Origin of the sequence: Enterobacter sp. PGRG2 (genome assembly GCF_030291195.1) — a bacterium.
GTDB lineage: Bacteria > Pseudomonadota > Gammaproteobacteria > Enterobacterales > Enterobacteriaceae > Enterobacter_D.
Window position 1 is genome coordinate 2315825 of the sequence record NZ_CP127837.1, and the last position, 25547, is coordinate 2341371.

Here is a 25547-nt window from a genome sequence, read left to right on the forward strand (position 1 = left end):
CCCCTTAATATTTTAGCGGTGCGCCTCTTCATTCATTATCAGCACCACTTTGCCGATATGTTTACTGTCGTCCATCATCTGATGCGCCTCACCGGCTTTCTCAAACGGGAAGGTTTTGCACACCTGGGGTTTGACAGTGCCTTTTTCCAGCAGCGGCCAGACGTTCTCGGTGAGCGCTTTGATCAGCGCGGCTTTCTCTTCCGGCGAACGGGAACGCAATGTCGAGCCGATATGCGTCAGGCGCTTGCTGAGCATCGGGAACAGATTCAGCTCTTTGGCTGCGCCGCCAATTACGCCGATCTGCACGATACGGCCATTCATCGCCGCCGCCTCGTAGTTCCGCGCCACGTAATCGCCCGCGACTATATCCAGAATAATGTCCGCGCCGTGGCCGTCCGTGACCTCTTTAGTGACTTCAACAAAATCCGCTTCTTTATACAGCACTGCGGTATCCGCCCCGAGCTTCAGGCTGGCTTCGTGATGCTCTTCTGATCCCACGGTGGTGATGATTTTTGCCGCGCCGAACGCCTTCGCCAGCATGGTGGCGGTGGTGCCGATACCGGACGCGCCGCCGTGGATCAGAATAATGTCGCCCGCCTTAAACTGGCCGCGCTCGAACATATTGAGCCATACCGTCATAAAGGTCTCGGGCAGGGCGGCGGCCTCGATCAGGCTTAAGCCCGGCGGCAGCGGCAGGGCGTTGGTTTCATGGGCCACGCAATACTCTGCGTAACCGCCGCCCGGAATAAGGGCGGCGACATGATCGCCAATCTTAAAGCTTTTCACATCCGCACCGACTGCGGCCACGATCCCTGAGACTTCCAGCCCCGGAATATCAGACGCCCCCGGCGGAGGCGCATACTGGCCTTTACGCTGCATGATGTCAGGGCCGTTAACGCCCGCGGCGACCACGCGGATCAGCACTTCATGCGGCTGTGGCTTCGGCACCGGGCGGGTGGTGGGCTGTAAAACCTCCGGGCCGCCGGGCTGCGTGATCTCAACTGCGGTCATGGTGTCGGGAATGGTTGTGGTGTGTACAGACATCTTTTTCCTCCTGCATTCAGTGTCTTTAGTATGGCTGCGATCGGTGGGCTTGTGGCAAAGAAGGGTAACTGAATGTGAGGTAATTCAATGCTGTTCTGTTTACTTCCACTTCGGAGGGGAAATTTTCAGAATAAAACTCGCAAGTGAGAGCTGTTAGGGTAAATACGTCGAAAAGCAGTGAGGCATTTTACCAGGATGGTCAAAAGGGAAGAGGATATATGCAACTATCAACATTAACCACTAACGCTCTAATAATACTTAACAGTGACGCCGATAAGAAAGACGAGATTATTCGCACGCTGGCCCGAAAACTGTTTGAAAGCGGAAAACTGACGTCGGAAGAAGCATTTTTGCAGGCCGTTTATGCGCGGGAAGCGCTGGGCGAAACCGGAATGGGAGCAGGCCTCGCGCTGCCTCATGGGAAATGCGCCGCCGTGAAAGAAGCCTGTTTTGCCGTGATGACCACAAAAAAGCCTGTCATGGACTGGGAATCTTTTGAAGAAGATGACGGTGTTCAGCATATTTTTATGCTGGCGATCCCGGAAAGCGAAGCCGGTAGTACGCATCTGGCGCTGCTGGCAGAACTGATGCAAAACATGGGCGATGAAGAATACAGCGAGCGCTTATTTTCCTCCCCCACCCCCGATGCCTTTATTCACAATCTTGATATCCCTGTCGCCGCCGCCGATCAGACGGCGCAGTGCCAGAAAACGCTGCTGGCGGTGACCGCTTGTCCCGCGGGTGTGGCGCATACCTATATGGCCGCCGACGCGCTGGTCAAAGCCGGGAAGGCGCTAGGGGTCACTGTCCGGGTTGAAAAGCAGGGGGCGAACGGCATAGAAGGTAAACATACCGCTGAGCAATTACGTGAGGCTGACGCGGTGATATTTGCGGTGTCGGTGGCGGTAAAAGAGGCCGAACGCTATGACCATCTGCCGCAGGTAAAAGTATCAGTGTCCGATCCCATCAGGGATGCGCAGGCTGTTATTTTACAGGCGCTGAAGCAGGCGGAAACGCAAAAGAAAGGCGAGAATATCCCCCGTGATGCTGTTAACACGGCAGGTAAAGAGAAATCGACTATCGGCAAACTGCTGGACGACGCTAAAAGTCATTTAATGACCGGCGTCTCTTTTATGCTGCCGTTTGTGGTCGCCGGAGGCTTAATTCTGACCCTCGGCCTGTTGCTGGGCGGCGGCGATCAAAAAACCGGCTTTGCACATATGACTGTACAGACTGGCGTGCTGATATTTTCGTTAATGGTGCCGGTTATCGCTGGATATATTTCTTATTCCATTGCGGATAAACCTGGCATCGTTGCGGGCATGGCGGGGGGCTTAATTGCCAGAGAAATTGGCGCAGGCTTTTTGGGCGGCATAGTTGCCGGATTTGTCGCAGGCTTTATTGTTAATCAACTAAAACGCATCCCCATGCATGCTTATCTGACGCAGCTTAAGCCGATTATTATTATTCCTCTGCTGGGATCGGGGCTGGTGGCGCTGGTGATGTATACGGTGGGCGTTCCCATTGCACAATTATCTGTTTTACTGGAAAACGGACTGAAATCCCTCCAGGGCGGAAATTTGATTGTGATGGGCATGATCATCGGCGCGATGATGGCGATTGATATGGGTGGCCCGATTAATAAAGTGGCCTTTGCTTTTTGCGTCGGCATGCTGGCACAGGGAGTTTATGCCCCTATGGCCGCCTGCTGGATCGGCATTATGACGCCGCCCGCAGGACTGGCGCTGGCCACCCGTCTGGCACCCAAAAAATTCAGCGTGGCTGAGCGAAGCAGTGCCATTGCCACCGCAATCATGGGGCTGACCGGCATTACGGAAGGCGCGATCCCCTTTGCGGTGGCCGATCCCTGGCGCGTAATTTTATCCATTGTCACCGGATCTGCGGCAGGGGCGGCGCTGGCCCTGGGAATGGGCGTAGAAGCGTCCGTGCCGAGCGGTGGCATATTCGTCGTGCCCTTCTTCCGGCACCCGTTATTATTTATGGGCGCTTTTCTTTTTGGCGTTGCGGTTACCGCGCTGTGCGCGATTACCCTGAAGAAAGAATTTATCGAACGGACAAACGCGTAATAAACAGAGGACGTTATTATGGATTTCTATATTATTTCGCACACGCACTGGGATCGTGAGTGGCATAAAACCTTCGAAGAATACCGGGTCCGGTTGGTGATATTTTTCGATAATCTGATCGAGCTGTTAGAACATAATCCGCATTATCCCTCTTTTATGATGGACGGGCAGACCATCGTGCTTGAGGATTATCTGGCAATTAAACCGCACAAAAAACAGCAGTTGCAGCAGTTAATTGCCCACAAGAGAATTATCGTCGGCCCCTGGTATATTCAGCCGGATGAGTTCATTCCCGGCGGAGAATTCCAGATCCGCAATCTGCTCATCGGTCAGCGCATTGCAGCCGCTTTCGGCGGAAGTATGCAGGTGGGTTATCTGCCGGACTCCTTTGGACAGGCGGCGCAACTGCCGCAGCTGCTGCAGGGGTTTGGCATTGACTACGCGGTGTTCTGGCGGGGCATAACAGAAGATGAATGCCCTGATGTGGATTTTATCTGGCGAAGTGCGGATGGCTCGTCGGTAAAAACCACGGTACTGGCGGAAGGATATGGCAACGCGCGCCTGCTGAATGACGATCCCGATAATAACGTCAGCATCATAAAGAATAATCTTGCTGCCCTGTACGCCAGATCCGATAAGCGCAACATGCTGCTGATGTGCGGTTTTGACCAGCGCAATGCAAACCCACTACTGCCGGAGATCGTGAAACAGTTGAATGCTGACCTGCCTGAGCATAATTTCCGCATCGGCGCGCTTACAGATTATCTTGCGGCGGTATTTAAGCAGGGTGATAAAAAAGTGGTGGAGGGGGAGTTTCGCAAAGGAAAATATATGCGGGTGCATGTCAGCATTGGTATGACGCGCCTTGATATTAAAATTACGAATTATCATACGCAGACGCAGCTGCAACGGATGGCCGAACCGTTGATGAGCATGAGCGCTCTTTTTGGTCAACCTTACCAGCACGAACTTATTGGCCAAGCCTGTAAATATATTCTACAAAATCATGCGCATGACTCCATTTGCTGCGTCTGCACTGACAGCACCCATGCGCAAATGATGCAGCGTTATCATAATGCGCAGCAAATTTCTGCCATGCTGTTACAGGATGCCTCCGAATACATCGGTGACCATATTGCGTATAAAACGCAGGGTACGCCGCTGGTGCTGTTTAATTTTTCCGGATCGGCGCGGAGTGGCTATGAAAATGTCTCTTTTGTCACGCCCGCTGAAGATTTCACCCTTATCGACAGCGAAGGGCAGCCTGTTGATTTCGCAATCAGCGCTGTCAGCGCCATTAACCAGAATGATGCGCAGATCGAAATCGGGCAAAAAAACCAGGATCGTCTGCTGTACCGTTATGATATGGCAATTAAGGTCAGGTTTCCGGGCTTCGGCTATCAGGCGCTGTATATGATCCCACGATCTATGCCGCAAAGCGAAGCAAAGGGTCAGCCTTTGTTTAACGAGAGTACCGCGACCTTTACCACCGACTTTTTTACTCTGACCGTTCAGCAAAATGGGGCATTAACCTATACCGACCGGGCAACGGGCGAACAGTTTGCGGATCTTAATTATTTCATCGAGAACGGAAATGCCGGTGATGAATATGACTATTCGCCGCCGGTCAGCGATCGGCTGTGCCATCCCCATCATGGCCTGCCGGATATTGAGGTGCTGCATAATTCCTCGCTGTCGGCAGCGGTCAGACTTATTTTTAATTTCGCCGTACCTGCCGATACGGGTGCCGATAAACGCAGCGATGAAACCCTTGATCAGCGAATAGCATGTATTCTGCGCATCAGTAAAGACTCACGACGGGTAGATTTTTGTACCACTCTCCATAATCAGGCCCGCAATCATCGGGTGTGCGTTACTTTTCCTGATAACCAGCCGGGCAGGCGACATTTTGCTGAACAACAGTACGGTATGCTTTATCGGGAAAACAGCGTTCCGGATCCCGATGCCTGGCAGCGCGAAGGATGGGAAGAGCGCTATTACGCCCTGTACCCACAGCAACGCTATATGGGATTTGAACACGCCAGCGGCAAAGTGCTGATTTTTAATAAGGGACTCGTCACCTATGAAATAAACAGTGACGGGGCTACGCCGGTCGTTTCGGTGCCGCTGATTTGCACCATGGATTATATGGGCAAGCAGGATCTGGTGGATCGTCCGGGACGGCGCTCGGGGCTGCATGTACCTGTGCCGGACAGCCTGATGCCCGGCGACCATACCCTTGAGTATGCATTTATGTATTTGCCATCGTCCGAGGGCGATATTGCGGCCGAGGCAGATCGCTGGCAGTTGCCGCTGCTGGCGACAACGCCGCGCGGCAAGCGGGGGAGCCTGGCGGACGCAATGACGTTATTTGCGGTTGAAACCCCGAACATTAGCGTGATGGCCTTTAAGCGCTGCGAAAAGGGGCCGGGTTTTATTCTGCGGCTGGTCAATCAGTTGGCGGATAAAGCAGATGACGTGCAGTTGCGGCTTAACACCACATGCTTCAACCGTGTCAGACGCGCGACGCTCAACGAGCAGGAAATCCCCGGCGACATGAGCTTCAACGCCCTTACCGGCGTTATTCGCGTCGGGCGGTTACAGCCCAATGAGATTGTTACCTTTATTGTGGATGCTTTCTGAAAGGGATAAACAGATGAACATTGCCATTGCACAAATTACGCCAGAAACCGCCAACAAAAATGCCAACCTCGAAAAAATGACGCGCTTTGTTCTGGAGGCAGCTCAGCAGGGTGCTGAGCTGATAGTTTTTCCAGAGCTTGCCTTGACTGGTTATCATTGCGGCGATCGTTTTTTTGAGGTGGCGGAAACGCTCCCCGGCGTGACAACGGATTATTTCACGCAGCTTGCCCGTCAGCATAGCATTCATATTATCTGGGGCATGGTGGAAAAAACGCTGCCCGGCATCCTGTATAACGCAGCAGCACTGGTGGGGCCTGAAGGTTATATTGGAGGCTGGCGAAAAAATACTTTGCCGGGCCATGCCACTGATAATGGCGGAGCGGGTGCGTTCCCCGATCGACGTTATTTCAGTCATGGAGGTGAACTTGAGGTCTATAACACTGCCATTGGCCGCATTGGTGCGTTGATTTGTTACGACATCTTCTTCCCTGAACTGGCACGATTACTTACGCTGAAAGGGGCCGATGTCATTGTGGGTATATCAGGTTCACCTGCCTTTGAGAAAGACATTTTTGAACCAATCGTGAAAGCCCGGGCGATGGAGAATACTGTTGATTTTATCTACACCAATCTGGTGGGGCAGGAGGGTGAAACAACCTACTGGGGTGGCGGTTGTATTATCGCAGCAGGCGATTGCGGATCTAAAATCCCGGGCAGTCCGGTGATTTGTAAAGCGCCTTATGAAGGAGAGTGTATAACGCTCGGCAAGACAGACATTCAAAATAAAGCAATCCGGCCATTATTCCCTGTGCTGCGCGATGTTACGGCCCCGATGTATGAAAACCTGAAACAGGCGCATCAAAAGCACAGATAACCATGCCGGCTGCGTTAATTTCCATGGAAGGGGGGCGTGCAGTGATGCTATTTCCTTATCAGCGACTGGCTGAACTGTATGAGACGATCCAGGCAGAAACCCTGCCGCAGGATGAGTTAGCGATGCGTTTTCAGGTGTCGGCGCGTACGATCCGCACCGACATCGGGATACTCAATGACGCCCTCCAGGATTATGGGGCGCATATCCATTATGAGCGGGGGACGGGCTATCGCCTGATTGTTGACGATCAACGGGCTTTTGCCGCCTTGCCGCAGACCGCAGGGCGGAAAAAAATCATTCCCCGCAGCAGTAAAGATCGCATACATCTTTTGCTGCTGCGCTTTCTGACCCAGGCTGCGCCTGTCAAACTTGACCTTATCGCTGATGAATGGTGTGTCAGCCGTGGCACGGTTCACCGGGATATGAACGAGGTGAAAGACGCTTTAAAAAAATATCAGCTCGCGCTGGAAACACGCCCCTGGTCTGGATCCCGCGTCAGCGGAACGGAGCCTGCGATCCGCAACGCGATTGCCGATGTTATCTGGCAGATGAGCGTCGCCGCCAATAAGCCGCTGATGACCATGGCGGTGCAGGAATTCCTGATGAATATCGATCTGCATCACCTGGCTAAAATTCTGCAAAATAGCGTGGATCGTTTTGATATAAAGCTGAGCCACGATGCGCTTCACTATTTGAGCATGGTGTGTGCGGTATCCATAGTGCGCATCACCTCCGGCCATGAAATCATCCATCTCACGGCCTGCGATAACGATCCGGTGATAGACAAAGCCAGCCAGGATATTGCGCAGGGATTGTCGTTTTTTCTCGGCAGTGAATATTCAGCCGCCGAGCTGGCCTGGCTGCAAATTCAGATTGCCGCCCGGCGGGTTATTGGATCCGCTGATGAGCTGAAAACCGAAATCAATAGCGCGGAACTGGTGGATAATATGCTTAATTTTATCCACGGCACCTATAACTACGATTTACGGCACGACCGCCAGCTGCGTGACGATCTCACGACACACCTGGTGGCAATGCTGACCCGGGTAAAATATCAGGTCAGTACGCCCAATCCATTGCTTGCTGATATCAAAACCTATTATCCCTTTGCCTGGGACGTGACCCTCAGCGCCTTATCGAAAATGGCCAGTTGCGTGCCTTATACCGTCAATGAGGATGAGGCCGGTTATCTGGCGGTGCATATTGGCGTCGGGCTGGAGCGTAATTACAGTTCTGGTTTTGAACGCCATCCGAGGGTGATTATCGTCAGTGATTCCGGTATTTCAGTACTGCGCATGATCGAAGAAAAGCTTCTGCGCCAGTTCCCGCAAATCGTCGTCGAACGCGTTATTGCCCTGCGTGACTACGAGCAATTGCCTCACGTTGAGGAAGATTTCATTATCTCGACGCTGCGCCTGACCCAGAAAAATAAGCCCGTGGTCCGCATTGCCCTGTTTCCGACCCCCTGGCAAATAGAGCAGATTGGCCGCCTGGTAATGGTTGATCGCACGCGTCCATGGATTTTTGCCCGTTTTTTCAATGAACGACGTTTTATGCGGATTAACGGGCCGATGACACAAGGAGCATTATTTAAACGCGCCTGCAATCTGCTGAAAGAGCAGGGGTTTACAGCGGATGATTTTTATCCCTCGCTGCTTGAGCGTGAATCCATTATGTCCACTCTGCTCGGCGACGGCATTGCTATTCCCCATGCGCTGGGTCTGCGGGCAAAAAAGACGGCAGTGGTGACTATTCTGGCACCTGACGGCGTGGCCTGGAGCAATAAAGATGAGGTGGCGCAGGTAATTTTCTTACTGGCGATCAGCAAAGAAGACAGCGATGAGGCGGTGAGAATTTACGATCTGTTTATGACGTTTATCCGTGAAAAAGCAACCCGAAGACTGGTTAACAGCGCCAGCTTCGATGATTTCCAGGCGATAGCCACGGACTGTTTTGGCCGGAGCGCATAACAAATAAAGCGCTTACCCTCTTGTGCAGAGGGTAAACGCAGGCGCGGCATTAACCAGGAATAATCTTTTCCTGTTTCAGTTTGTCGAACAGCGTAGTGAAGGAGTCCAGCGTGCTGCGATAACCGGTAAAGCCTGCTTTGCGGCTTTTACTCATGTCGGTAAAGGCTTCCATCGGACGACCCAGATCGGCGTCGGTATGCCACCAGGAAACCAGCTTATTGATATCCTTCTCGCGTAGCTGGTGCTGCGCGGCGATGGTCTGCCAGGCGGCTGCCGCTTCCTGCATACGGCCTTCCAGCGGCATCATCTGCGCCGGATAATCTGCGGCTTCAATGCCGAAGTAGGCGGCCAGTCGCGGCCACAGCCAGCGCCAGCGGAACACGTCGCCGTTTACGGCGTTAAAATCTTCGTTCGCCGCCGTCGGGCTGGTGGCCGCCCAGCTGAGCTGTTCTGCCAGCAGGCCCGCGTCGGTAACGTCGCTCACGCCGTTCCACTGCTCCGGCGAGCCGGGGAAAATAAACGGCCAGCCTTTTTCGCGGCACAGGGTCGCGTAGACCGCCAGCGTCTGGCCCATGTTCATGGCGTTACCCACGGCATAGCCGACGATGGTGTGGGGACGGTGAACGCTCCAGCGATAGCCGTACTTCTCGGCGCCGGCAAAGAGTTCATCTTCCTGAGCGTAGTAGAAGTTATCTACCGGCTGACGCCCCTGTTCTTCGCGGAACGGGGTGACGGCGGCGCTGCCTTTGCCGTAGTTCTCGAACGGGCCAAGGTAGTGTTTCAGGCCGGTGACCAGCGCGACATGCGCGCCGTGGAGGCATTCGCCCAGCGCGTCAATCACGTTTTTGATCATCGCGCCGTTGACGCGGATATTGGCTTTTTCGTTTTCCTGACGCGCCCAGACGCTGAAAAATACCGCGTCAGGTTTGACCGATTTCAGCGCTTCGCTGACCGCCGCTGCGTCAGTGAGATCCGCCGTCAGGCTGGTACAGCCTGCGAGCACCTCGCCGCGCCCGCGGGACAGGCCGGTCACTTCCCAGCCGTCCTGCAATAATTTCTCTGACAGCGCGCGGCCAATTACGCCGCTGATACCGACGATTAATGCTTTTTTAGTCATGTTTGTTTACCTCGTAACAGGGGATAGATACAGACTAATAGAGAATGTCATTCCCGGCTCTGGTATAAATTCACAAGATCCTTAACCTGAGGTCATCAATTCGTGCACGACCAGCGTCTGAAAGATATTGTCCCTTTTGTCACCAGCGTCGAAAAAGGAAGCTTTACCGCCGCGGCGGAACACCTGCACGTCACCGGATCGGCGGTAAGTAAAAGCGTCAGCCGCCTGGAAGCGCGCCTCGGATCGCGCCTGCTGGAACGCACTACCCGGCACCTGCAACTGACCGACGCCGGGCACGCGTATTATCAGACCTGTATGCGCATTCTGGAGGAGCTGTCAGAAGCCGAGTCGGTGCTCGCCGCCCAGCGCACCATTCCCTCCGGGCGTTTACGGCTGGCGGTGCCCAATACCTACGGGCGGCTGGCGGTGATGCCGCTGCTGATGCCGTTTTGTCAGCAACACCCGGAAATCGAGCTTAGCCTGACGTTTTCCGATCGCTTCATCGATCTGTTTGATGAAGGAATAGACGTGGCGGTGCGTATTGGCGGCTCGGTGGATCTGCCCGCGTCGCTGGGATGTCGCCTGTCGGGGCGCGAGAAAATGGTGTTTTGCGCCGCGCCGGATTATCTGGCCCGCGAGGGCTGTCCGCGCACGGTAGAGGAATTAATAAAGCACCGCGCCATTCTTTACGAGCGGGTGGATGGCAGCACCAAGCCCTGGCTGTTCACTACCGCCGACGGGCATCAGAACTGGCGAAACGTGCCGTCCCGCATGGCGCTGGGGGATGTGGATGCCCAGCTGCAGGCAGTGGTGGCGGGGCTGGGCGTGGCGCAAATGCCCACCTGGCTGGTGCGCGCCCCGCTGTTGCGCGGGGAGCTTAAAGTGATTATGCCGGAATTGCAGCCCGACGGTCTGGCGCTGTCGCTGGTCTGGCCGCGCCGTAAGCAGTGGCTGCCAAAAGTGGATGCCCTGCTTAACGTGCTCAGCCAGCTGGACATTACCGCGCCGCTGAATGCGTTAGCCGTTTAACAGCGCCAGCACCATTTGCGGCGTCTGGTTGGCTTTCATTAGCACCTGCGCGCCCGCCTGTTGCAGGATCTGCGCTCTGGACATCGCCGAGACTTCCGTGGCGTAGTCGGCATCTTCAATACGCGATCGGGCGGCGGCGATAGATGCCGTCGCGCCGCTCTGTAAATTCTGCACAGAAGAGAGGCGATTGGCTACTGCGCCGAGCTTCGTGCGCTGCGCGTCCACCATGCTGATGGCTTTATCGAGGGTGGCGAGCGGGTTATCCGGATTGCGTAAGCGGATCTCATCCCCCACTTCCGCAATGCTCATGGTGGTGGCGTTGGTTAACGCATCGGTGGTGGCGCTGTAAGTGGTGGCGAAATAGATCTGCACATCGCCCACGCCCTGCAGGGTTTTCAGCATCAGCGTACTGGCGGCATCATTCTGCCGGACCAGGGTTGCGGTTTTCCCCGTGGTGGAGCCTGACGCGTCCATAAAATAGTTGCCGTCGGCATCCTGACGCAGCACATCATTGGTGGAACGGCCATCGGCATCGGTATAACGCAGCTCGACGTTAGCGCGATCCATGGTTACCACTGAGATACCGTTAACTGAATTCACCGCCATGAAAGCGTTCTGGCTGGTGGCGCTCAGGGCGCTGACCTGCATGCTGGTGGTGGTGCCGTTCGATGTCGCGGTCACCGAAGCGTTGTAATACTGTACGTTGCCGCCGCCGTTATCGACTTCCATCAGATACTGACTGCCGTTCTTCACCAGCCGGGCCGTGCCTGCCACCGGATTGCCGCTGGCATCGGTAAAGCTTGCGGTGCTGGCATCGGCGACGGGCGTGCTGGTCACCGCCGTCGGCAGGGTGGCAAAATCGGTATCCAGCAGGCCGGTCGCGCTGGACATTTGCGCGCTGACCGCACCGGTCGGTCCAAAGCTCAGCGTGGCGGGATACCAGGTATTATTCTGCTCAATATAATACTGACCGCTATCCATGGTCAGCGCCGGGGGCGGGCTGGCACTTAAAGGCGTGCCGCTGGGGTCGGTAAAATTCACGGACGGAATAGTGCGGGCGGGCAGACTGGCGACCGGGCTGTACAGCGGCGAAGTGCTGGTGGTGCCCACGGAAACCGTACCGCTGCCGGTGGCGGTGTACCAGGTGGCATTGTAGGTGGCCGGGAAAAAGGTCGCCTGGCCGTTGCTGTCGTTGCCCTGGATATAGAGCTGATTATTGGCGGTGCTGCGTACCAGTTGCGGGGCGGTGATCCCGGCAGGGGTGGCATAGCTCACGCTCGCCGAACCATTGGTCAGGGAAATATTATTGGCGATGCCCGTGACGGTGTTTTCATCGGTCACTTTACCGCTGATGCCGCGAATGATCAGATCCTTTAAGCCCAGTTCATCCACGCTGAAGCCCGGTGAGGAAAGGTCGAGATCGATTTTTTCATTATCGTAAGCGCCGATCTGGAAACCGAGTTTACCGGCGCTGCCATCCAGCAGGTTAATGCCATTAAACGTGGTCGCCGTGGTCAGGCGGTCGATCTCTTTCAGGTTGAGGTTAATTTCTGCCTGAATGGCGTCTGAATCCTGCTGATTCCATGTGTCGTTAAGCCCCTGAACCGTCAGGTCACGAATGCGTTGCAGCCTGCCGTTAATGGCGCTCATCGCGCCTTCCGCCGTGTCCACCAGCGACAGCCCATCCCCGGCGTTACGCTGTGCCTGCGCCAGCGCGTGCTGCTGGCTGGAAAGCCGGTTGCTGATGGCCTGGCCTGCGGCGTCATCGCTGGCACCGTTAATGCGCAGCCCGGAAGATAAACGACGGATCGCCTGGTCGAGCGACGAGGCGCTTTTGCTGAGGTTGTTCCCGGCGTTCAGTGAAAACGCATTGGTTTTTAGACTTATCATTACCCTGCTCACGAATGGCATCCCTGAGAGGAATTATCGGCAGGCGGGAATTTTCTTTAGGGACAAATTATGGCGTAGTGAAAGTTCTCGGGCGCTCAGGGCAAATTTCTGGTATTTACTGTGGGATAAGTGGTTTCTTATCGGGTTTTATGCTGCTGGCCGCGACATTAAGCGAAGCGGCCAGCAGCATCAACTGCGATCTACAAACTCTGGTAGGTGGGTTTACTGTTCGCGCCTGCCTTCTTCCATAAAGTCATCGTCCAGCTCGTCAACATTGCCCTGATGATCTTTACCGGAGAGTAAATTCCAGCAGGCGATAAAGAGCGCGGCGATCAGCGGGCCGATCACAAAACCGTTGATGCCATAAATTTCCATGCCGCCGAGCGTGGTGATAAGGATCAGGTAGTCCGGCATTTTGGTGTCCTTGCCGACCAGCAGCGGACGCAGCAGGTTATCCACCAGACCGACGATCACCACAAAGAAGCCGACAATAAAGAAGCCCTGCCACATCTGCCCGGTGGAGAAGAGGAAAATCGCCGCCGGAACCCAGACAATCGCCGAGCCTACTGCCGGGATCAGCGACAGGAACGCCATCAGCGCGCCCCACAGAATGCTGCCATCGATGCCGACAATGGAGAAGCCGATGCCGCCGAGCACGCCCTGGACCACGGCCACCACCACGGTGCCTTTTACCGTCGCCCGCGATACGGTGGCGAATTTGGCGAATAAATGATGTTTAACGTAGCGGGAGAGGGGCAGCGCCTCCAGCGCCTGATGAACGATCACCGGGCCATCCTTCAGCAGGAAGAAGAGCAGGTAGAGCATGACGCCAAAGCTGATGGTAAAGCCAAAGGTGCCCTTACCAATAATAAAGGCGCTGCCCGCCATATATTGCCCGCCCTTCAGCGCGACGCCGGAGAGCGCCTGCTGGATCTGTGTGGCGTTATTCAGCTCATGTTCCGCAAGGAAATTGCGCGCCCAGTCAGGCAGATGGCGCAGCAAATCGGCAATCACTACCGGGAACTGGGTGTTGTTCTCCTGTAACTTGCGGTACACAACGTTAATTTCAAAGGCCAGCGATGACAGGATAATGGCTAAGGGTGTGAAAACGATAAGACAGATGATTAACACGGTGATAAGCGAGGCGATACCGTTTTTATCCGCCATCTTTTCGCGCAGCTTGTTCTTCAGCGGCTGGAAGATCACCGCGAGGATAGTGGCCCACAAAATCGCCGAGAAATAGGGCGACAGGACATCAAAAAACGCCAGCGTGACGACAAACAGGATCAGGATGAAAAATCCTTTCGTTAGTCCCTTAAATCTCATAGCTACAACTCCCGATATGCATTCTGTTTCCGAAATATAGAAGGTACTGGCGAGAATACAATAAAGCCTGGCTACGCTTAAAAAATCATTAGCCGCTGGAGTGTTGTTATGCCGGAAATTTCTTACCCGAATGTCGAAGTGTTGCTGCTGGAGGCCCATGACTGGGTGCCGAACAATCCCCGCCTGCCGGTGCTGCTATATCGTGGCGTTTTCACGCCGGGCGCCCAGGCCATCGCCGATGTGGAACGGCTGTTTGCCGATAACGGCTGGCCGGCGCAGTGGGTGGACGGCATTTTCAATTATCACCATTACCACAGCGAAGCCCATGAAGTGCTGGCTTTCACGCAGGGGGAGGCGCAGGTCATGCTGGGCGGGCCTGGCGGGACCTTAGTCACCGTGCATGCGGGAGATATTGCGTTGCTGCCTGCCGGAACCGGGCACTGTAATAAAGGCAGCAGCGATGACTTTACGGTGGTGGGGGCATATCCGCCGGGACAGAGTGCGGATATTTGTCGGGCTGCGCCGTCGCCGGAGATGCTGAAAAGCATTGCCACGACGCCGTTTCCGGCATGCGATCCGGTGTATGGCGCAAAAGGGCCTTTATTAAGTCACTGGCTGGGAAGCGAACGGGAAGATGCAAAGCAGGGAGGGTGAGACGAAGAAAGTCGGTAAGGCGACATCGAATCCCCTACCGACAAAAATTTCGTTCATCTGTAAACCGATGTTTCAAAAGCGGGCAAATAGTAACCACCTCTGAAACCTGGAGCAAGTAAAACTTGATCGCCATCACTATATTTACATTACCTTAAGAATACCTTAAGACAGCAATAATTAGTGATGCTTATTTTGTATTAAGCAGCAATTAAACTTAATGATTATAAGACTATTTAGCTCTGCCGCTGCGCATGTAAATTGGCGTAATTTTCAGGTAAGTATTCTATGTAAAGTCCTAAAATGAGGAATGGCTGACGCAGTTGGACTATAAAAATAATATGTGACAAAAAAAACAGACCCGCCTGAGGTACCGCTATGCAAATAATTTATTTCAAAGCTGAATGCCCTTTTCCTGAACTTTTACCGTCATCGCCGGTTTCCTTACAGGAAGTGATCCTCACCCGCGATGGTGAAATAATTTCAAGCTTCTCGGATTTAAAACTGAAAACATTGCCTTTTTATCTTTTTCATCTGGTTCCGATTGGTTTTCGTAAAATTGAACATCAGGTGAGTGGCGCCAGCGACAGCCATTTGCAGTTCTCATCCGGCTATTTGCAAAGCGGAGAGTATCGGGTGGAAACGCCGGATGGCGATAAAACAATGCGTTATGATGCGCTGACTGCCTTGTGGAAGCCGGATGCGAATATCGAGCGTTATCTGACGACTAATGATTTCACTGCGGAGAATTACTGCATATTGCGCCCGCTAAAATTATTTTATCGCAATCGCCGGGACATCATTTGCTGAATGGGATTAACCCTACTAAGCTCAGGTATCAGGTGCACGGATGTACCGACATTTTATTTTTGTGCCAGAGCCTTCAGCGTTAAAAATAACACCTCAAATAAGTGTTGCTTTCCCAAATCAGACGTGCGTTAATGGATCAGTCGGTTTGATACGCAGACATTATCTCGGGTAGTTAACTAAAGCAGTCCTCATTTCTCAGTGTATCTTTGATACCTCTTCTTTGAGCCTCCACTTTTTAAGCGCTGATTAAACTCTGTATTTCAGACCATCTCTGGCCAAAAGGCCCACAGAAAAGGTTAAAATACTCAATGACAACAACTTCTATGCACTTCACCTGTCCGCGTTGCCACGGTTCGCAGTACAGGACATCACCTTTTGACATGACCGAAAGCAACCCGTATGGCGCAAAATGTATATTTTGTAAATCAGCGATGATGGCCAGAACGGTGGTTTATACGCCGGACGTTCATGCAGACAAACGCCTGGTCGGGGCGCGTTAATCCCGACCCGAAGAGAGCCTTGCAGCGATGTGAGGCTTTTTTATGCCCGGACGAAAAAAATCCTCATGCAGCGCCACCTGGTTACGGCCACGCCTTTTTGCGTCATACAGCGCCGTATCCGCTGCCGAATAGAGGGTTTCAAAATCGCTATTACGCACCCCTAAACTGACGCCAAAGCTGGCGGTCACGTACCGATCCGGCAGACATTCCAGCGGCGAAGCGTTCAGTGATGCATGCAGATAACCGGCGATCAGCATCGCCTCTTCAATGCGCGCGCGGGGCAGCAGGATCGTGAATTCTTCCCCGCCGACCCGCCCGATTGCGGCGTGATCCGGTAGCGCACGCCGCACCCGTGACACCAGCGAGCAGATCACCCGATCCCCGGTCGGATGGCCGTACTCATCGTTAATGCGCTTGAAATGATCGATATCCAGCAGGATCAGCGCCACGTCGCCGGTCAGCAGAGATTTATCGATCTGATTAATAATGGCGCTGCGGTTGTATACCGCGGTGAGCGGATCGTGCGTCGCTTCATATTCCAGCCTGGCCGCCAGCTTTTGCAGCTCCTCGTTGATGCGGGTTAACTCCCGCTCGGCGCGATCGCTGCGGGAGATGAGGCGGTAAGATTCACGGATCAAACGCTGATAATGCTTCGCGATGGTCCACAGCTTTTCGCGGCAGACCTCCGCAGGCAGCTGCGCATTGGCGGCGGCGATCCGGGCGTCTTCCAGGACGTTATACTCTTCCTGAAAAAGCTCGTTAATATCTAGCATGCGCTCAGGTCCGCTTTTAAAAAGACGGCGATTGCCGGGAAATCCATGCTCACTTCCTGCCCAAACTCTTCCGAGATGTCATCGTCTGCGTCGTAATACCAGTGCAGTTCGCAGGCTGTTCCCCGCAGGGCGAAACCGTTCAGCAGTTCGAAAAACTCAAACAGCAGTTTGGTGCTGGAGCTGTTGAAATAGCTGAGCGCCACATGCAGTTGCAAAGGCGGGGTATTGGCCGGTTGTTCTCCCAGCCAGGTTTCCACCGCCAGCAATAGCGGGCGGAAAAAGGCCGCGGCGTTTTCCGGCCAGGATTCGCCTTTCAGCACCAGACGGCGGGCCGCGAAATCGAAATTCACTTCCGGGGTGGCAGGGGTGGCGGCCAGCACGATAGCAGGCGTCAGTGTCATATCAGTCATGGGCGAAAGTGGCCTTAAGATGAAAAGCGGACAACGTGCTGGCCGCTAAAGGATGGATGCGATATTCCAGCGGTTCGCTGGTCTCCCGCGCCATGGTCAACAATCCAATATTTGCGCCCTTGCTGCTGGCAGGCGCTTCACTGCGTAAGCCTTCTTTCCAGGCCTGTTTAATTTCGGCCTGCGTCATGGTGCGCAGCACGTCGAGATTGTTTTGCAGTAAGGAAGAGGCTTCATGCCCGACCAGATTGGCGGTCTCCAGATAATAGTTACCGGCATCGGTGTGAAAGCACAGCGAACCAAAACGCCGCTCGTCAGCCCCGCAGCCAAGGTAGCGTTCATCGCAGGAGTAACGCACGATGTTCTGGCCCATCTCGATAAATACTGAAAACAGACGGCGGCGTAGCGGCAGCGAGGCTTCATGTTTATCCAGCCACGCCCGCACCACATCGCCCATCGACACAATGTGCGCCTGGGAAAAATAGCCGGTGTAAAACAGTTCGACGGCGCTTTGCCGTTGCAGACTAATCAGCGGCAGCAGCACCGCCTCTTTGGCCTGGAGGTCATTAAATTTCATCTCATCACTCACCAGCGAAAACCAAACCATGTAATGTCGTCCCGGGACAACTCCTGTCCCTGCCATGTCTGCAACGCCGAGCCCAGCGCGCGGGAGAGATCCTGCATCGGCAGGTGTCTTTCCTGCAGCAGAACCGACTGAATGCGTTTTTTGCCGAGCATAATGCCCCGCTCGCCGCCGATCTGATCGGTCAGCCCGTCGGTGACGATCAGCACCTGATCGCCCTTCACAAGCGGACGCTGATAGCGACGCCACTGGTGATCGGACGGCGTATCGCTGTAGCCCAGGCCTTTACGATCCGCCTCCAGCACGCTGACTTCCTCCGCCTGCGCCCCCAGCACAAAGGCGTGCATTTGCGCGTTCGCCCATATCATCTGCGCATTCTGGTTATCGACATACAGGGCGATGGCATCACAGCCGTCGTTGGACTGGCTGAGATCGGCGCTGGGGTGCAGCTGGCTGAGCGTCTGTTTGATATAGCGGTTGATGATGGCAAGCAGGCGCTCCGGCTCATGCGGCGCGGCCAGGGTCTGCGCTTTTTCCAGCGCCGAGGCGAAGATAAAGGTCATAAAAGCGCCGGGAACGCCGTGGCCGGTACAGTCGGCGATCACCGCCAGCCAGCCCTGTTCATCACGACGGAACGCATAAATATCGCCGCCCACGCAGTCGCGCGGCTGCCAGAACAGGCACCAGTCGTTAAGGGTTTCCTCAATGCTCTGCCGTGAACGGGAAAGCATCGACTCCTGGATCACCCGCGCATATTCAATGCTCTGCATAATCTGAAAATGCTGTTTGGCCTGTAAATCCGACACGGTTTTGATGAGGTCGATGCCCAGCCCGATGCCGATGTACTGACCGTCTTCCGTCAGGATAAAGCCTTCCGTCACCGCTTTATCGCCGGTTTCCACCACCTGGCCTGCCAGAAACTCCAGCCCGGCGCTGGCCTCGACGATCAGCGGCGTCTTATCCATAAACGCAATACAGCTTTTTTGATCGTAAAGCTCATGAAAGAACGGGCGGCTCATCTGCGAGAGAAAAATATGGCGATTGATCATGCCGACCGGGCGATTATTTTCCAGCACCGGCAGGCCAATCAAAGATTTATGTTCGGTAAACAGCGCCATCACCCGCAGATTGGTGGAATCGGGGGTGACATGTGGAACGTCAATACGCAACATTCCTGCGTTAAGCTGTCGGGAGGAAAGAGGAATATCCATGAAAATCCGCGTGTTCCCTGAGATAAGAATTATCTGAATCCTACAGGGCATGTATGACGGTTTTATTTCAGTGGCAGGGCAGCGGTGGGGCGCTTGCGCAAAAAAAAGCCCGCACAAGGCGGGCAACATAATACTGGAAGCAATGTGAGCAATGTCGTGCTGAATACCTGAGTGTTTTGCTCAACTATTCAGTAATGAGAAAGATAATCCTTATCATCTGAACTATCAACCCCTTCTTTATTGCGGATTTTTTCCGGAGGTTTTGCCGCCTGTTACCGCTGCTGACAATTCGTTAAGGATTGTGGCAAATGATCTTGCTTGCAGAAACATAATGCGTATAGTTCTCATTCTCTTTATTGTTATGGCGCATGAGCGCTACCTCCCTGACTATTCGCATTGAAGGCAAAGGATTTTCCACATGAAAATGAAAACGTCTGCACTGGCTCTGCTGGTTGCGGTTGCCCTGAGCGGGTGCAGCGCGCCGCACAGCTCCGACACAAAAAAAGCGGCTGATGCGCCGAAAACCCAGACCACCGCCCAGGCTGACAGCAGTGTGGTAAAACGCGTGCTGGCGGAAGGCGTGTACGAACTGGCGTTAAGCCCGGCGGGCGATGCGCTCTATGTCGCCAGCGCAGAAGGCTTCAAAAATGTGCAGGGCGGGATGGTCTACAAACTTGATCCGAAAACGCTGAAAACCCTCGGCGTCACCCATACCGATCTTAAAAACTTCGGCGTGGATATGTCGGCAGACGGCAAAACCCTGTACGTCACCAACTCGCTGGACGCGGGGATCAGCGCCATCAATACCGCCGACGGTAAAGTCATCGACCGCGCCCTGTTCCCGGAACGTAATCCGGAAGGCTTCCCGTACGGCGCGCGTCAGGTGTTGCTGCACAACGGCCTGCTGTATATCGGCGCGGTCGCCGATCCGGCGCTGATCTGGGTCGTGGATGCGAAAACCATGAAGCTGAAAACGCGCATCAAAAACACCGGCAAATGGATGACCGGCCTGCATTACTCGGAAAAAACCGGGCGCATCTATGCCGCGAACGGCGGCGGCGAGATCCTGGTGATCAACCCGCGTAACAACCGCGTCGAAAAACGCTGGAAGCCGCTCGGCGTAAAAGAGGCGCTGCTGCTGAATATCGCAGAAGACAGCGCCACCGGCCGCCTGTTCGTCACCGATAACTCGAAGGCGAAAACCACGCTGGTGCTGGACATCAACACCGGCACGGTGATCAAACAACTGCCGGTCGGCGATTCCCTGGCAGTGAAATTCAATGCCAAACGCAACGAGCTTTATATTTCCCAGCGTGATTCCGGCAAAGTGCTGAGCCTCGACGCCGCTACCTACGCGGTGAAAAAATCCTGGGATCTGCCGCCACACCCGAACAGCCTGCTGCTTTCCGCTGACGGCCAGACGCTGTTTGTCACCGTCAAGCAGGCGTTTAATAAAGATCACTCCACCAAAGGCCCGGACAGCGTGGTCCGTATTGACCTGAATAAATAACCGAACCGGCCCGGCGACGGGCCTTTTATCCCTTTCTCATAAAAGATGACAATGAACAGTACTGCTCCTTTGCATAAGACGTTGCTGGCGCTGGCGATCGGTGCCGTAACCCATACCGCGACGGCGGAAACCCAGCCCCCGGCGGCGACGGAAGATACGATAGTGGTCCAGGCGGCGGGCAGTGATTTTACCGCTGGCGGCGACCAGCTGGTTCCCGCGTACCTGGATGGACAGGTGGCGCACGGCGGGCGTCTGGGGATGCTCGGCGAGCAAAACGCAATGGACGTGCCGTTCAACGTCATCGGTTACACCGCGAAAGCGGTGCAGGATCAGCAGGCGAAAACCATCGCCGATGTGGTCAGCAACGACGCGGGCGTGCAGGCGGTGCAGGGCTACGGCAACTTCGCGGAAACCTACCGCATTCGCGGCTTTAAGCTCGATGGCGACGACATGACCATGGGCGGTCTGCCGGGCATCGTGCCGCGTCAGGTGGTGGATACGCAGATGCTGGAACGTGTGGAGATCTTCAAAGGTGCGAATGGTCTGCTGAACGGCGCGGCGGCCAGCGGCGTGGGCGGCATGATCAACCTTGAACCTAAGCACGCGGAAGACACGCCTGTCACACGCGTTGGCGTGGATTACGCCAGCCAGGCGCAGATCGGCGGCTCGCTGGATCTGGGGCGTCGTTTTGGCGATGACAACCAGTTCGGGGCGCGGGTTAATCTGCTGCACAGGGAAGGCGAGGGGGCAGTGGATGACGATCACCGTCGCACCACGCTGGCCGCCATCGGGCTGGATTATCGCGGCGAGCGTCTGCGCACCTCGCTGGACGTGGGCTACCAGAAGAAAACCTTCCACGGCAGCAACGTTGGCATCAAAATCAGCAAGGTCGATTTCATTCCCGATCTGCCGGATCCCACGCACAACTACAGCCAGCAGTGGGGCTACAGCGATATCGAAAACGAATTCGGCATGGCGCGCGCCGAGTTTGATGTGACGGATGCCTGGACGGCGTACACGGCGTTCGGCGGCCAGCATGCCCATGAAACCGGGCTGTACAGCTCGCCGGAAATCATCAATAAGCAGGGCGATGCCTGGATCGGCCGTCTGGATACCAACCGTATTTCCGACTCTTTCAGCGGCATGGCGGGTCTGCGCGGGCAGTTTGATACCGGCGTGGTGTCCCACAAGGTGAATGCCGGTTATTCGGCGCTGACCAAAAAAGACAACACCGCCTGGCGATCCACCGCCGAAGCGAACCGTCCGCTGATCAATATCTATGATACCGACAGCGTACCGCGTCCGGGTTATAACTCCGTGGGCGGTAACTATTTCGATCCGCTGACCACCAGCCGCAACCGCACCCAGGGCTGGCTGTTCAGCGATACGTTGGGCGTGCTGGATGACCGCCTGCAACTGACCGTCGCCGCCCGTCATCAGAAAGTGGTGGTGCGTAACTACAGCAACGCCACCGGCGCGGAAACCCTGACCGCGCGCTATACCGAAAGCCGCTGGATGCCAACCTATGGCGTGGTGTATAAGCCGTGGAAACAGGTATCGCTCTACGCTAACCATACTGAATCTTTACAGCCAGGCAGCAACGCGCCGAAAGACGCCGCCAACGCCTTTGAATCCGTCGGTATCATTCACGCGAAGCAAAACGAAGTGGGCGTAAAGGTCGACTATGGGCGTGTCGGCGGGACGCTGGCGCTGTTTGAAATCAAAAAGCCCTCCGCCATTCTGGACAGCGCCACAAAACGTTACGGGCTGGACGGCGAGCAGCGTAACCGTGGCGTGGAGCTGAACGTCTTCGGCGAGCCGGTACTTGGCCTGCGTCTGAACGGCAGTACCACCTGGATCGATCCGGAAATGACCCGCACCAAAGACGGCATCAACGACGGCAAAGACGCCATCGGCGTACCGAACTTCTTCATGGTGGTGGGCGCGGAGTATGACATCAAACCGGTTGACGGCCTGACCGCCACCGCGCGCGTCAACCACACCGGTTCACAGTATGCCGACGCCGCCAACACGAAAAAGCTCGACAGTTACACCACCCTGGATCTCGGCATGCGCTACCGGATGCGGCTTAACGAGGCGCAGAACGAGATGTTCTGGCGCGTGGGCGTGGATAACGTCACCAACGAGAAATACTGGTCCGGCGTGGAAGATCTCGGCACCTATATTTTCCAGGGCGAAGGACGCACGCTGAAAGTCTCCATGAGCTACGATTTCTGATCCCCCGCACCTCGTTATGACGGGCAGGGACGCCCATCATAATTGCTACCTCCGGCGCTAAATGTTAAAACGTGCCCCTTCAAATAAAAGACACACAGGGGAAAGACGTGAAAAACGCGTCACAAGTCGCGCCGGAAACCGGGCCGACGCTGCAACGGGGCTTAAAAAACCGACATATTCAGCTTATCGCCCTCGGCGGCGCTATTGGTACCGGACTGTTTCTCGGCATCGGTCCGGCGATCCAGATGGCGGGCCCGGCGGTACTGCTCGGCTACGCGCTGGCCGGGATCATCGCTTTTTTGATCATGCGCCAGCTGGGTGAAATGGTGGTCGAAGAGCCGGTATCCGGATCTTTTTCCCATTTCGCCTATAAATACTGGGGCCCGTTCGCCGGCTTCCTCTCCGGCTGGAACTACTGGGTCATGTTCGTGCTGGTGGGCATGGCGGAACTCACCGCCGCGGGCATTTATATGCAGTACTGGCTGCCGGACGTCCCGACCTGGGTATGGGCGGCGACCTTCTTTATTCTCATTAACGCCGTCAATCTGGTGAACGTGCGCCTGTACGGTGAGATGGAGTTCTGGTTTGCGCTGATCAAAGTGCTGGCGATTATTGCCATGATCGGCTTTGGCCTGTGGCTACTGTTCTCCGGCAGCGGCGGCGAGCGTGCCGGTATCGACAACCTGTGGCAGCACGGCGGCTTTCTGGCCACCGGCTGGCACGGGCTGATCCTGTCGCTGGCGGTGATCATGTTCTCCTTTGGCGGGCTGGAGCTGATTGGCATTACGGCGGCGGAAGCCAGCTCCCCGGAAACCACCATCCCGAAAGCGGTGAACCAGGTGGTGTACCGCATTCTGCTGTTTTATATCGGCTCGCTGGTGGTGCTGTTAGCGCTCTATCCGTGGGTGGATGTGAAAGCCAACAGCAGCCCCTTTGTGATGATTTTCCACGATATGAACAGCAATATCGTCGCCTCGGCGCTGAACTTCATCATTCTGGTGGCCTCGCTGTCGGTGTTTAACAGCGGCGTTTACTCCAACAGCCGTATGCTGTTCGGCCTGTCGGTGCAGGGCAACGCCCCGGCGTTTTTAACCCGCGTCAACAAACGCGGCGTGCCGGTGAACTCCCTGTTCCTGTCAGCGGCCATCACCTCGCTGGTGATCCTGGTGAACTATCTGCTGCCGCAGGAAGCCTTTAGTCTGCTGATGGCGCTGGTGGTTGCCACCCTGCTGCTCAACTGGCTGATGATCTGCCTCGCGCACCTCAAGTTCCGCGCCGCCATGCGCCGCAAGGGACGTGATACCCAGTTCAAAGCGCTGTTTTACCCGGCGAGCAACTACCTGTGCATCGCCTTCCTGCTGATGATCCTCGGCCTGATGTGCACCATGGAAAGTATGCGTACGTCTGCCATTCTGCTGCCGGTGTGGATCCTCTTCCTGTTTGTCGCCTTTAAGGTAATGCGCCGCGCTAAAGCGTGATCCTTTTCCCCTCATCCCACGGTGAGGGGAGTCCCTGATTATTTATCGTGATCCGCCTCGCGGATCCCATACGATCACCATGCACCTTATTTTGTAATCGATTACTTTTTAGCTGAAGACAATTTGTAATCGATTACTTTTTTCAGGTGAGGCAATAAAATGGTGTCAACAACCGAAAGTAGCGGAAGCAATCTGGCGCAGCACCGGTTACTCGTACCGCGGCTGTCGCTGATGATGTTTTTACAGTTTTTTATCTGGGGAAGCTGGTCAGTGACCCTCGGTCTGGTGATGACGCAGCACAATATGTCGCTGCTGATTGGCGATGCTTTTTCCGCCGGTCCCATCGCCTCCATTCTCTCGCCCTTTGTGCTCGGCATGCTGGTGGATCGCTTTTTCGCTTCGCAAAAAGTAATGGCGGTGATGCACCTCGCAGGGGCGGTCATTCTCTGGTTTGTGCCGCAGGCGCTGGTGGCGGAAAACGGCGCGCTGCTGATTGGCCTGCTGTTTGGCTATACCCTGTGCTACATGCCGACGCTGGCGTTAACCAACAACATTGCCTTTCACAGCCTGCGCAACATCGATAAAACCTTCCCGGTGGTGCGCGTGTTCGGCACCATCGGCTGGATTGTGGCGGGGATCTTTATCGGCGTCACCGGTATCGCCTCCAGCACCAGCATCTTTATGGTGGCGGCCATCTGCTCGGTGGCGCTGGCGATTTACAGTCTGACGCTGCCGCACACGCCCGCGCCTGCCAAAGGGCTGCCGGTGAAGGTGCGCGATCTGTTCTGCGCCGATGCCTTTGCACTGCTCAAAACCCGCCACTTCTTTGTCTTTTCGCTGTGCGCGATGCTCATTTCCGTGCCGCTGGGCACCTATTATGCCTATACCGCGTCTTATCTTGCCGACGCCGGTGTCGCGGACGTCAGCACCGCCATGTCCTTCGGGCAGATGTCCGAGATTTTCTTCATGCTGGTGATCCCGCTGCTGTTCCGCCGCCTGGGAGTGAAATACATGCTGCTGATCGGCATGTTCGCCTGGTTCGTGCGCTACGCCTTTTTTGCGCTGGGCGTCAGCGAAGAGGGGCGCTTCCTGCTCTATCTCGGCATCCTGCTGCACGGCATCTGCTATGACTTCTTCTTCGTGGTCGGCTTTATCTATACCGATCGCGTGGCGGGGGAAAAGGTGAAAGGCCAGGCGCAAAGCATGATCGTGATGTTCACTTATGGTATCGGCATGCTGCTCGGCTCGCAGATTTCCGGCGCACTCTATAACCGTCTGGTGGCCGGGCAAAGCGTGCCGCAGGCATGGGTAACGTTCTGGTGGATCCCGGCGGTCGCCGCCGCGGTGATCGCGCTGATTTTCATGTTGTCATTTAAATACGACGATAAAGAACAGGCTTAAGTTGT

Annotated in this window: 20 protein-coding genes; 12 read left to right on the forward strand and 8 right to left on the reverse strand. The window is 55.2% G+C overall.

Going from position 1 to position 25547, the window contains the following annotated elements; genetic code table 11:
• Positions 1-12: 12 nt before the first annotated feature.
• Positions 13-1044, reverse strand: a complete 1032-nt coding sequence (locus QRD42_RS10055) for an NAD(P)H-quinone oxidoreductase (protein WP_321987012.1) — start codon at positions 1042-1044, stop codon at positions 13-15.
• Positions 1045-1262: 218 nt separating this feature from the next.
• On the opposite strand from QRD42_RS10055, the gene QRD42_RS10060 reads away from it, so the two are divergent.
• From QRD42_RS10060 to QRD42_RS10075, 4 genes are read left to right on the forward strand one after another with little or no spacing between them, the layout of a single operon-like run.
• On the forward strand, positions 1263-3131 hold the full coding sequence (locus tag QRD42_RS10060; RefSeq protein WP_321987013.1) for a fructose-specific PTS transporter subunit EIIC: 1869 nt from the start codon (positions 1263-1265) through the stop codon (positions 3129-3131).
• An 18-nt stretch (positions 3132-3149) separates the two neighbouring features.
• The gene (locus QRD42_RS10065) at positions 3150-5774 is read left to right on the forward strand and encodes a glycoside hydrolase family 38 C-terminal domain-containing protein (protein WP_321987014.1); all 2625 of its coding nucleotides are present in this window, start codon (positions 3150-3152) and stop codon (positions 5772-5774) included.
• Positions 5775-5787: 13 nt separating this feature from the next.
• Positions 5788-6648 carry a carbon-nitrogen hydrolase family protein gene (locus tag QRD42_RS10070; protein WP_321987015.1) on the forward strand — a complete coding sequence of 287 codons (861 nt, stop codon included), beginning with the start codon at positions 5788-5790 and terminating at the stop codon, positions 6646-6648.
• Between the two features lie 44 nt (positions 6649-6692).
• Positions 6693-8618, forward strand: coding sequence for a BglG family transcription antiterminator (locus QRD42_RS10075; protein WP_321988750.1), 1926 nt, complete (start codon positions 6693-6695; stop codon positions 8616-8618).
• A gap of 49 nt (positions 8619-8667) precedes the next feature.
• Here the strand turns inward: QRD42_RS10075 and QRD42_RS10080 are convergent, their stop codons facing one another.
• Positions 8668-9735: an SDR family oxidoreductase gene (locus tag QRD42_RS10080; protein WP_321987016.1), complete on the reverse strand. Its 1068-nt coding sequence runs from the start codon at positions 9733-9735 to the stop codon at positions 8668-8670.
• Positions 9736-9837: 102 nt separating this feature from the next.
• Here QRD42_RS10080 and QRD42_RS10085 point away from each other — a divergent pair, with 102 nt between their 5' ends.
• Complete coding sequence (locus QRD42_RS10085) at positions 9838-10764, forward strand: LysR substrate-binding domain-containing protein (protein WP_321987017.1); 927 nt, start codon at positions 9838-9840, stop codon at positions 10762-10764.
• Here the strand turns inward: QRD42_RS10085 and QRD42_RS10090 are convergent.
• Both QRD42_RS10090 and QRD42_RS10095 read right to left on the reverse strand, forming a co-directional pair.
• Positions 10753-12654: a flagellin gene (locus QRD42_RS10090; protein WP_321987018.1), complete on the reverse strand. Its 1902-nt coding sequence runs from the start codon at positions 12652-12654 to the stop codon at positions 10753-10755. The genes QRD42_RS10085 and QRD42_RS10090 overlap by 12 nt on opposite strands.
• 222 nt (positions 12655-12876) lie before the next feature.
• On the reverse strand, positions 12877-13980 hold the full coding sequence (locus QRD42_RS10095; protein ID WP_072567634.1) for an AI-2E family transporter: 1104 nt from the start codon (positions 13978-13980) through the stop codon (positions 12877-12879).
• A 108-nt stretch (positions 13981-14088) separates the two neighbouring features.
• On the opposite strand from QRD42_RS10095, the gene QRD42_RS10100 reads away from it, so the two are divergent.
• The 3 genes from QRD42_RS10100 to QRD42_RS10110 all read left to right on the forward strand — a co-directional run bounded on the left by QRD42_RS10100 (position 14089) and on the right by QRD42_RS10110 (position 15941).
• Complete coding sequence (locus QRD42_RS10100) at positions 14089-14634, forward strand: cupin (protein ID WP_072567635.1); 546 nt, start codon at positions 14089-14091, stop codon at positions 14632-14634.
• 375 nt (positions 14635-15009) lie between these two features.
• Positions 15010-15441, forward strand: a complete 432-nt coding sequence (locus tag QRD42_RS10105; RefSeq protein WP_072567636.1) for a hypothetical protein — start codon at positions 15010-15012, stop codon at positions 15439-15441.
• Positions 15442-15749: 308 nt separating this feature from the next.
• A complete protein-coding gene (locus tag QRD42_RS10110; RefSeq protein WP_072567637.1) occupies positions 15750-15941 on the forward strand; it encodes a hypothetical protein in 192 nt (63 codons plus the stop codon).
• On the opposite strand, the gene QRD42_RS10115 is transcribed toward QRD42_RS10110, so the two are convergent.
• From QRD42_RS10115 to QRD42_RS10130, 4 genes are read right to left on the reverse strand one after another with little or no spacing between them, the layout of a single operon-like run.
• Positions 15938-16714, reverse strand: coding sequence for a GGDEF domain-containing protein (locus QRD42_RS10115; protein WP_318363298.1), 777 nt, complete (start codon positions 16712-16714; stop codon positions 15938-15940). The genes QRD42_RS10110 and QRD42_RS10115 overlap by 4 nt on opposite strands.
• Complete coding sequence (locus QRD42_RS10120; RefSeq protein WP_321987019.1) at positions 16708-17124, reverse strand: DUF1987 domain-containing protein; 417 nt, start codon at positions 17122-17124, stop codon at positions 16708-16710. Before QRD42_RS10120 ends, QRD42_RS10115 begins: the two co-directional genes overlap by 7 nt.
• Positions 17117-17698 (reverse strand): SiaB family protein kinase, encoded by a 582-nt coding sequence (locus tag QRD42_RS10125; protein ID WP_234007179.1) that lies wholly within the window; start codon positions 17696-17698, stop codon positions 17117-17119. The genes QRD42_RS10120 and QRD42_RS10125 overlap by 8 nt, the downstream gene beginning before the upstream one ends.
• An 8-nt stretch (positions 17699-17706) precedes the next feature.
• Positions 17707-18915, reverse strand: a complete 1209-nt coding sequence (locus QRD42_RS10130) for a SpoIIE family protein phosphatase (protein WP_321987020.1) — start codon at positions 18913-18915, stop codon at positions 17707-17709.
• Between the two features lie 418 nt (positions 18916-19333).
• Between QRD42_RS10130 and QRD42_RS10135 the strand changes: the two genes are divergently transcribed.
• From QRD42_RS10135 to QRD42_RS10150, 4 genes are all read left to right on the forward strand, one after another.
• On the forward strand, positions 19334-20425 hold the full coding sequence (locus tag QRD42_RS10135) for a YncE family protein (RefSeq protein ID WP_321987021.1): 1092 nt from the start codon (positions 19334-19336) through the stop codon (positions 20423-20425).
• Positions 20426-20470: 45 nt separating this feature from the next.
• Positions 20471-22663 (forward strand): TonB-dependent receptor, encoded by a 2193-nt coding sequence (locus QRD42_RS10140; RefSeq protein ID WP_321987022.1) that lies wholly within the window; start codon positions 20471-20473, stop codon positions 22661-22663.
• 107 nt (positions 22664-22770) lie between these two features.
• Positions 22771-24141 (forward strand): phenylalanine transporter, encoded by a 1371-nt coding sequence (gene pheP / locus QRD42_RS10145; protein ID WP_321987023.1) that lies wholly within the window; start codon positions 22771-22773, stop codon positions 24139-24141.
• Between the two features lie 159 nt (positions 24142-24300).
• Positions 24301-25542, forward strand: coding sequence for an MFS transporter (locus tag QRD42_RS10150; protein ID WP_072567645.1), 1242 nt, complete (start codon positions 24301-24303; stop codon positions 25540-25542).
• The last annotated feature ends 5 nt before the right edge of the window (positions 25543-25547 follow it).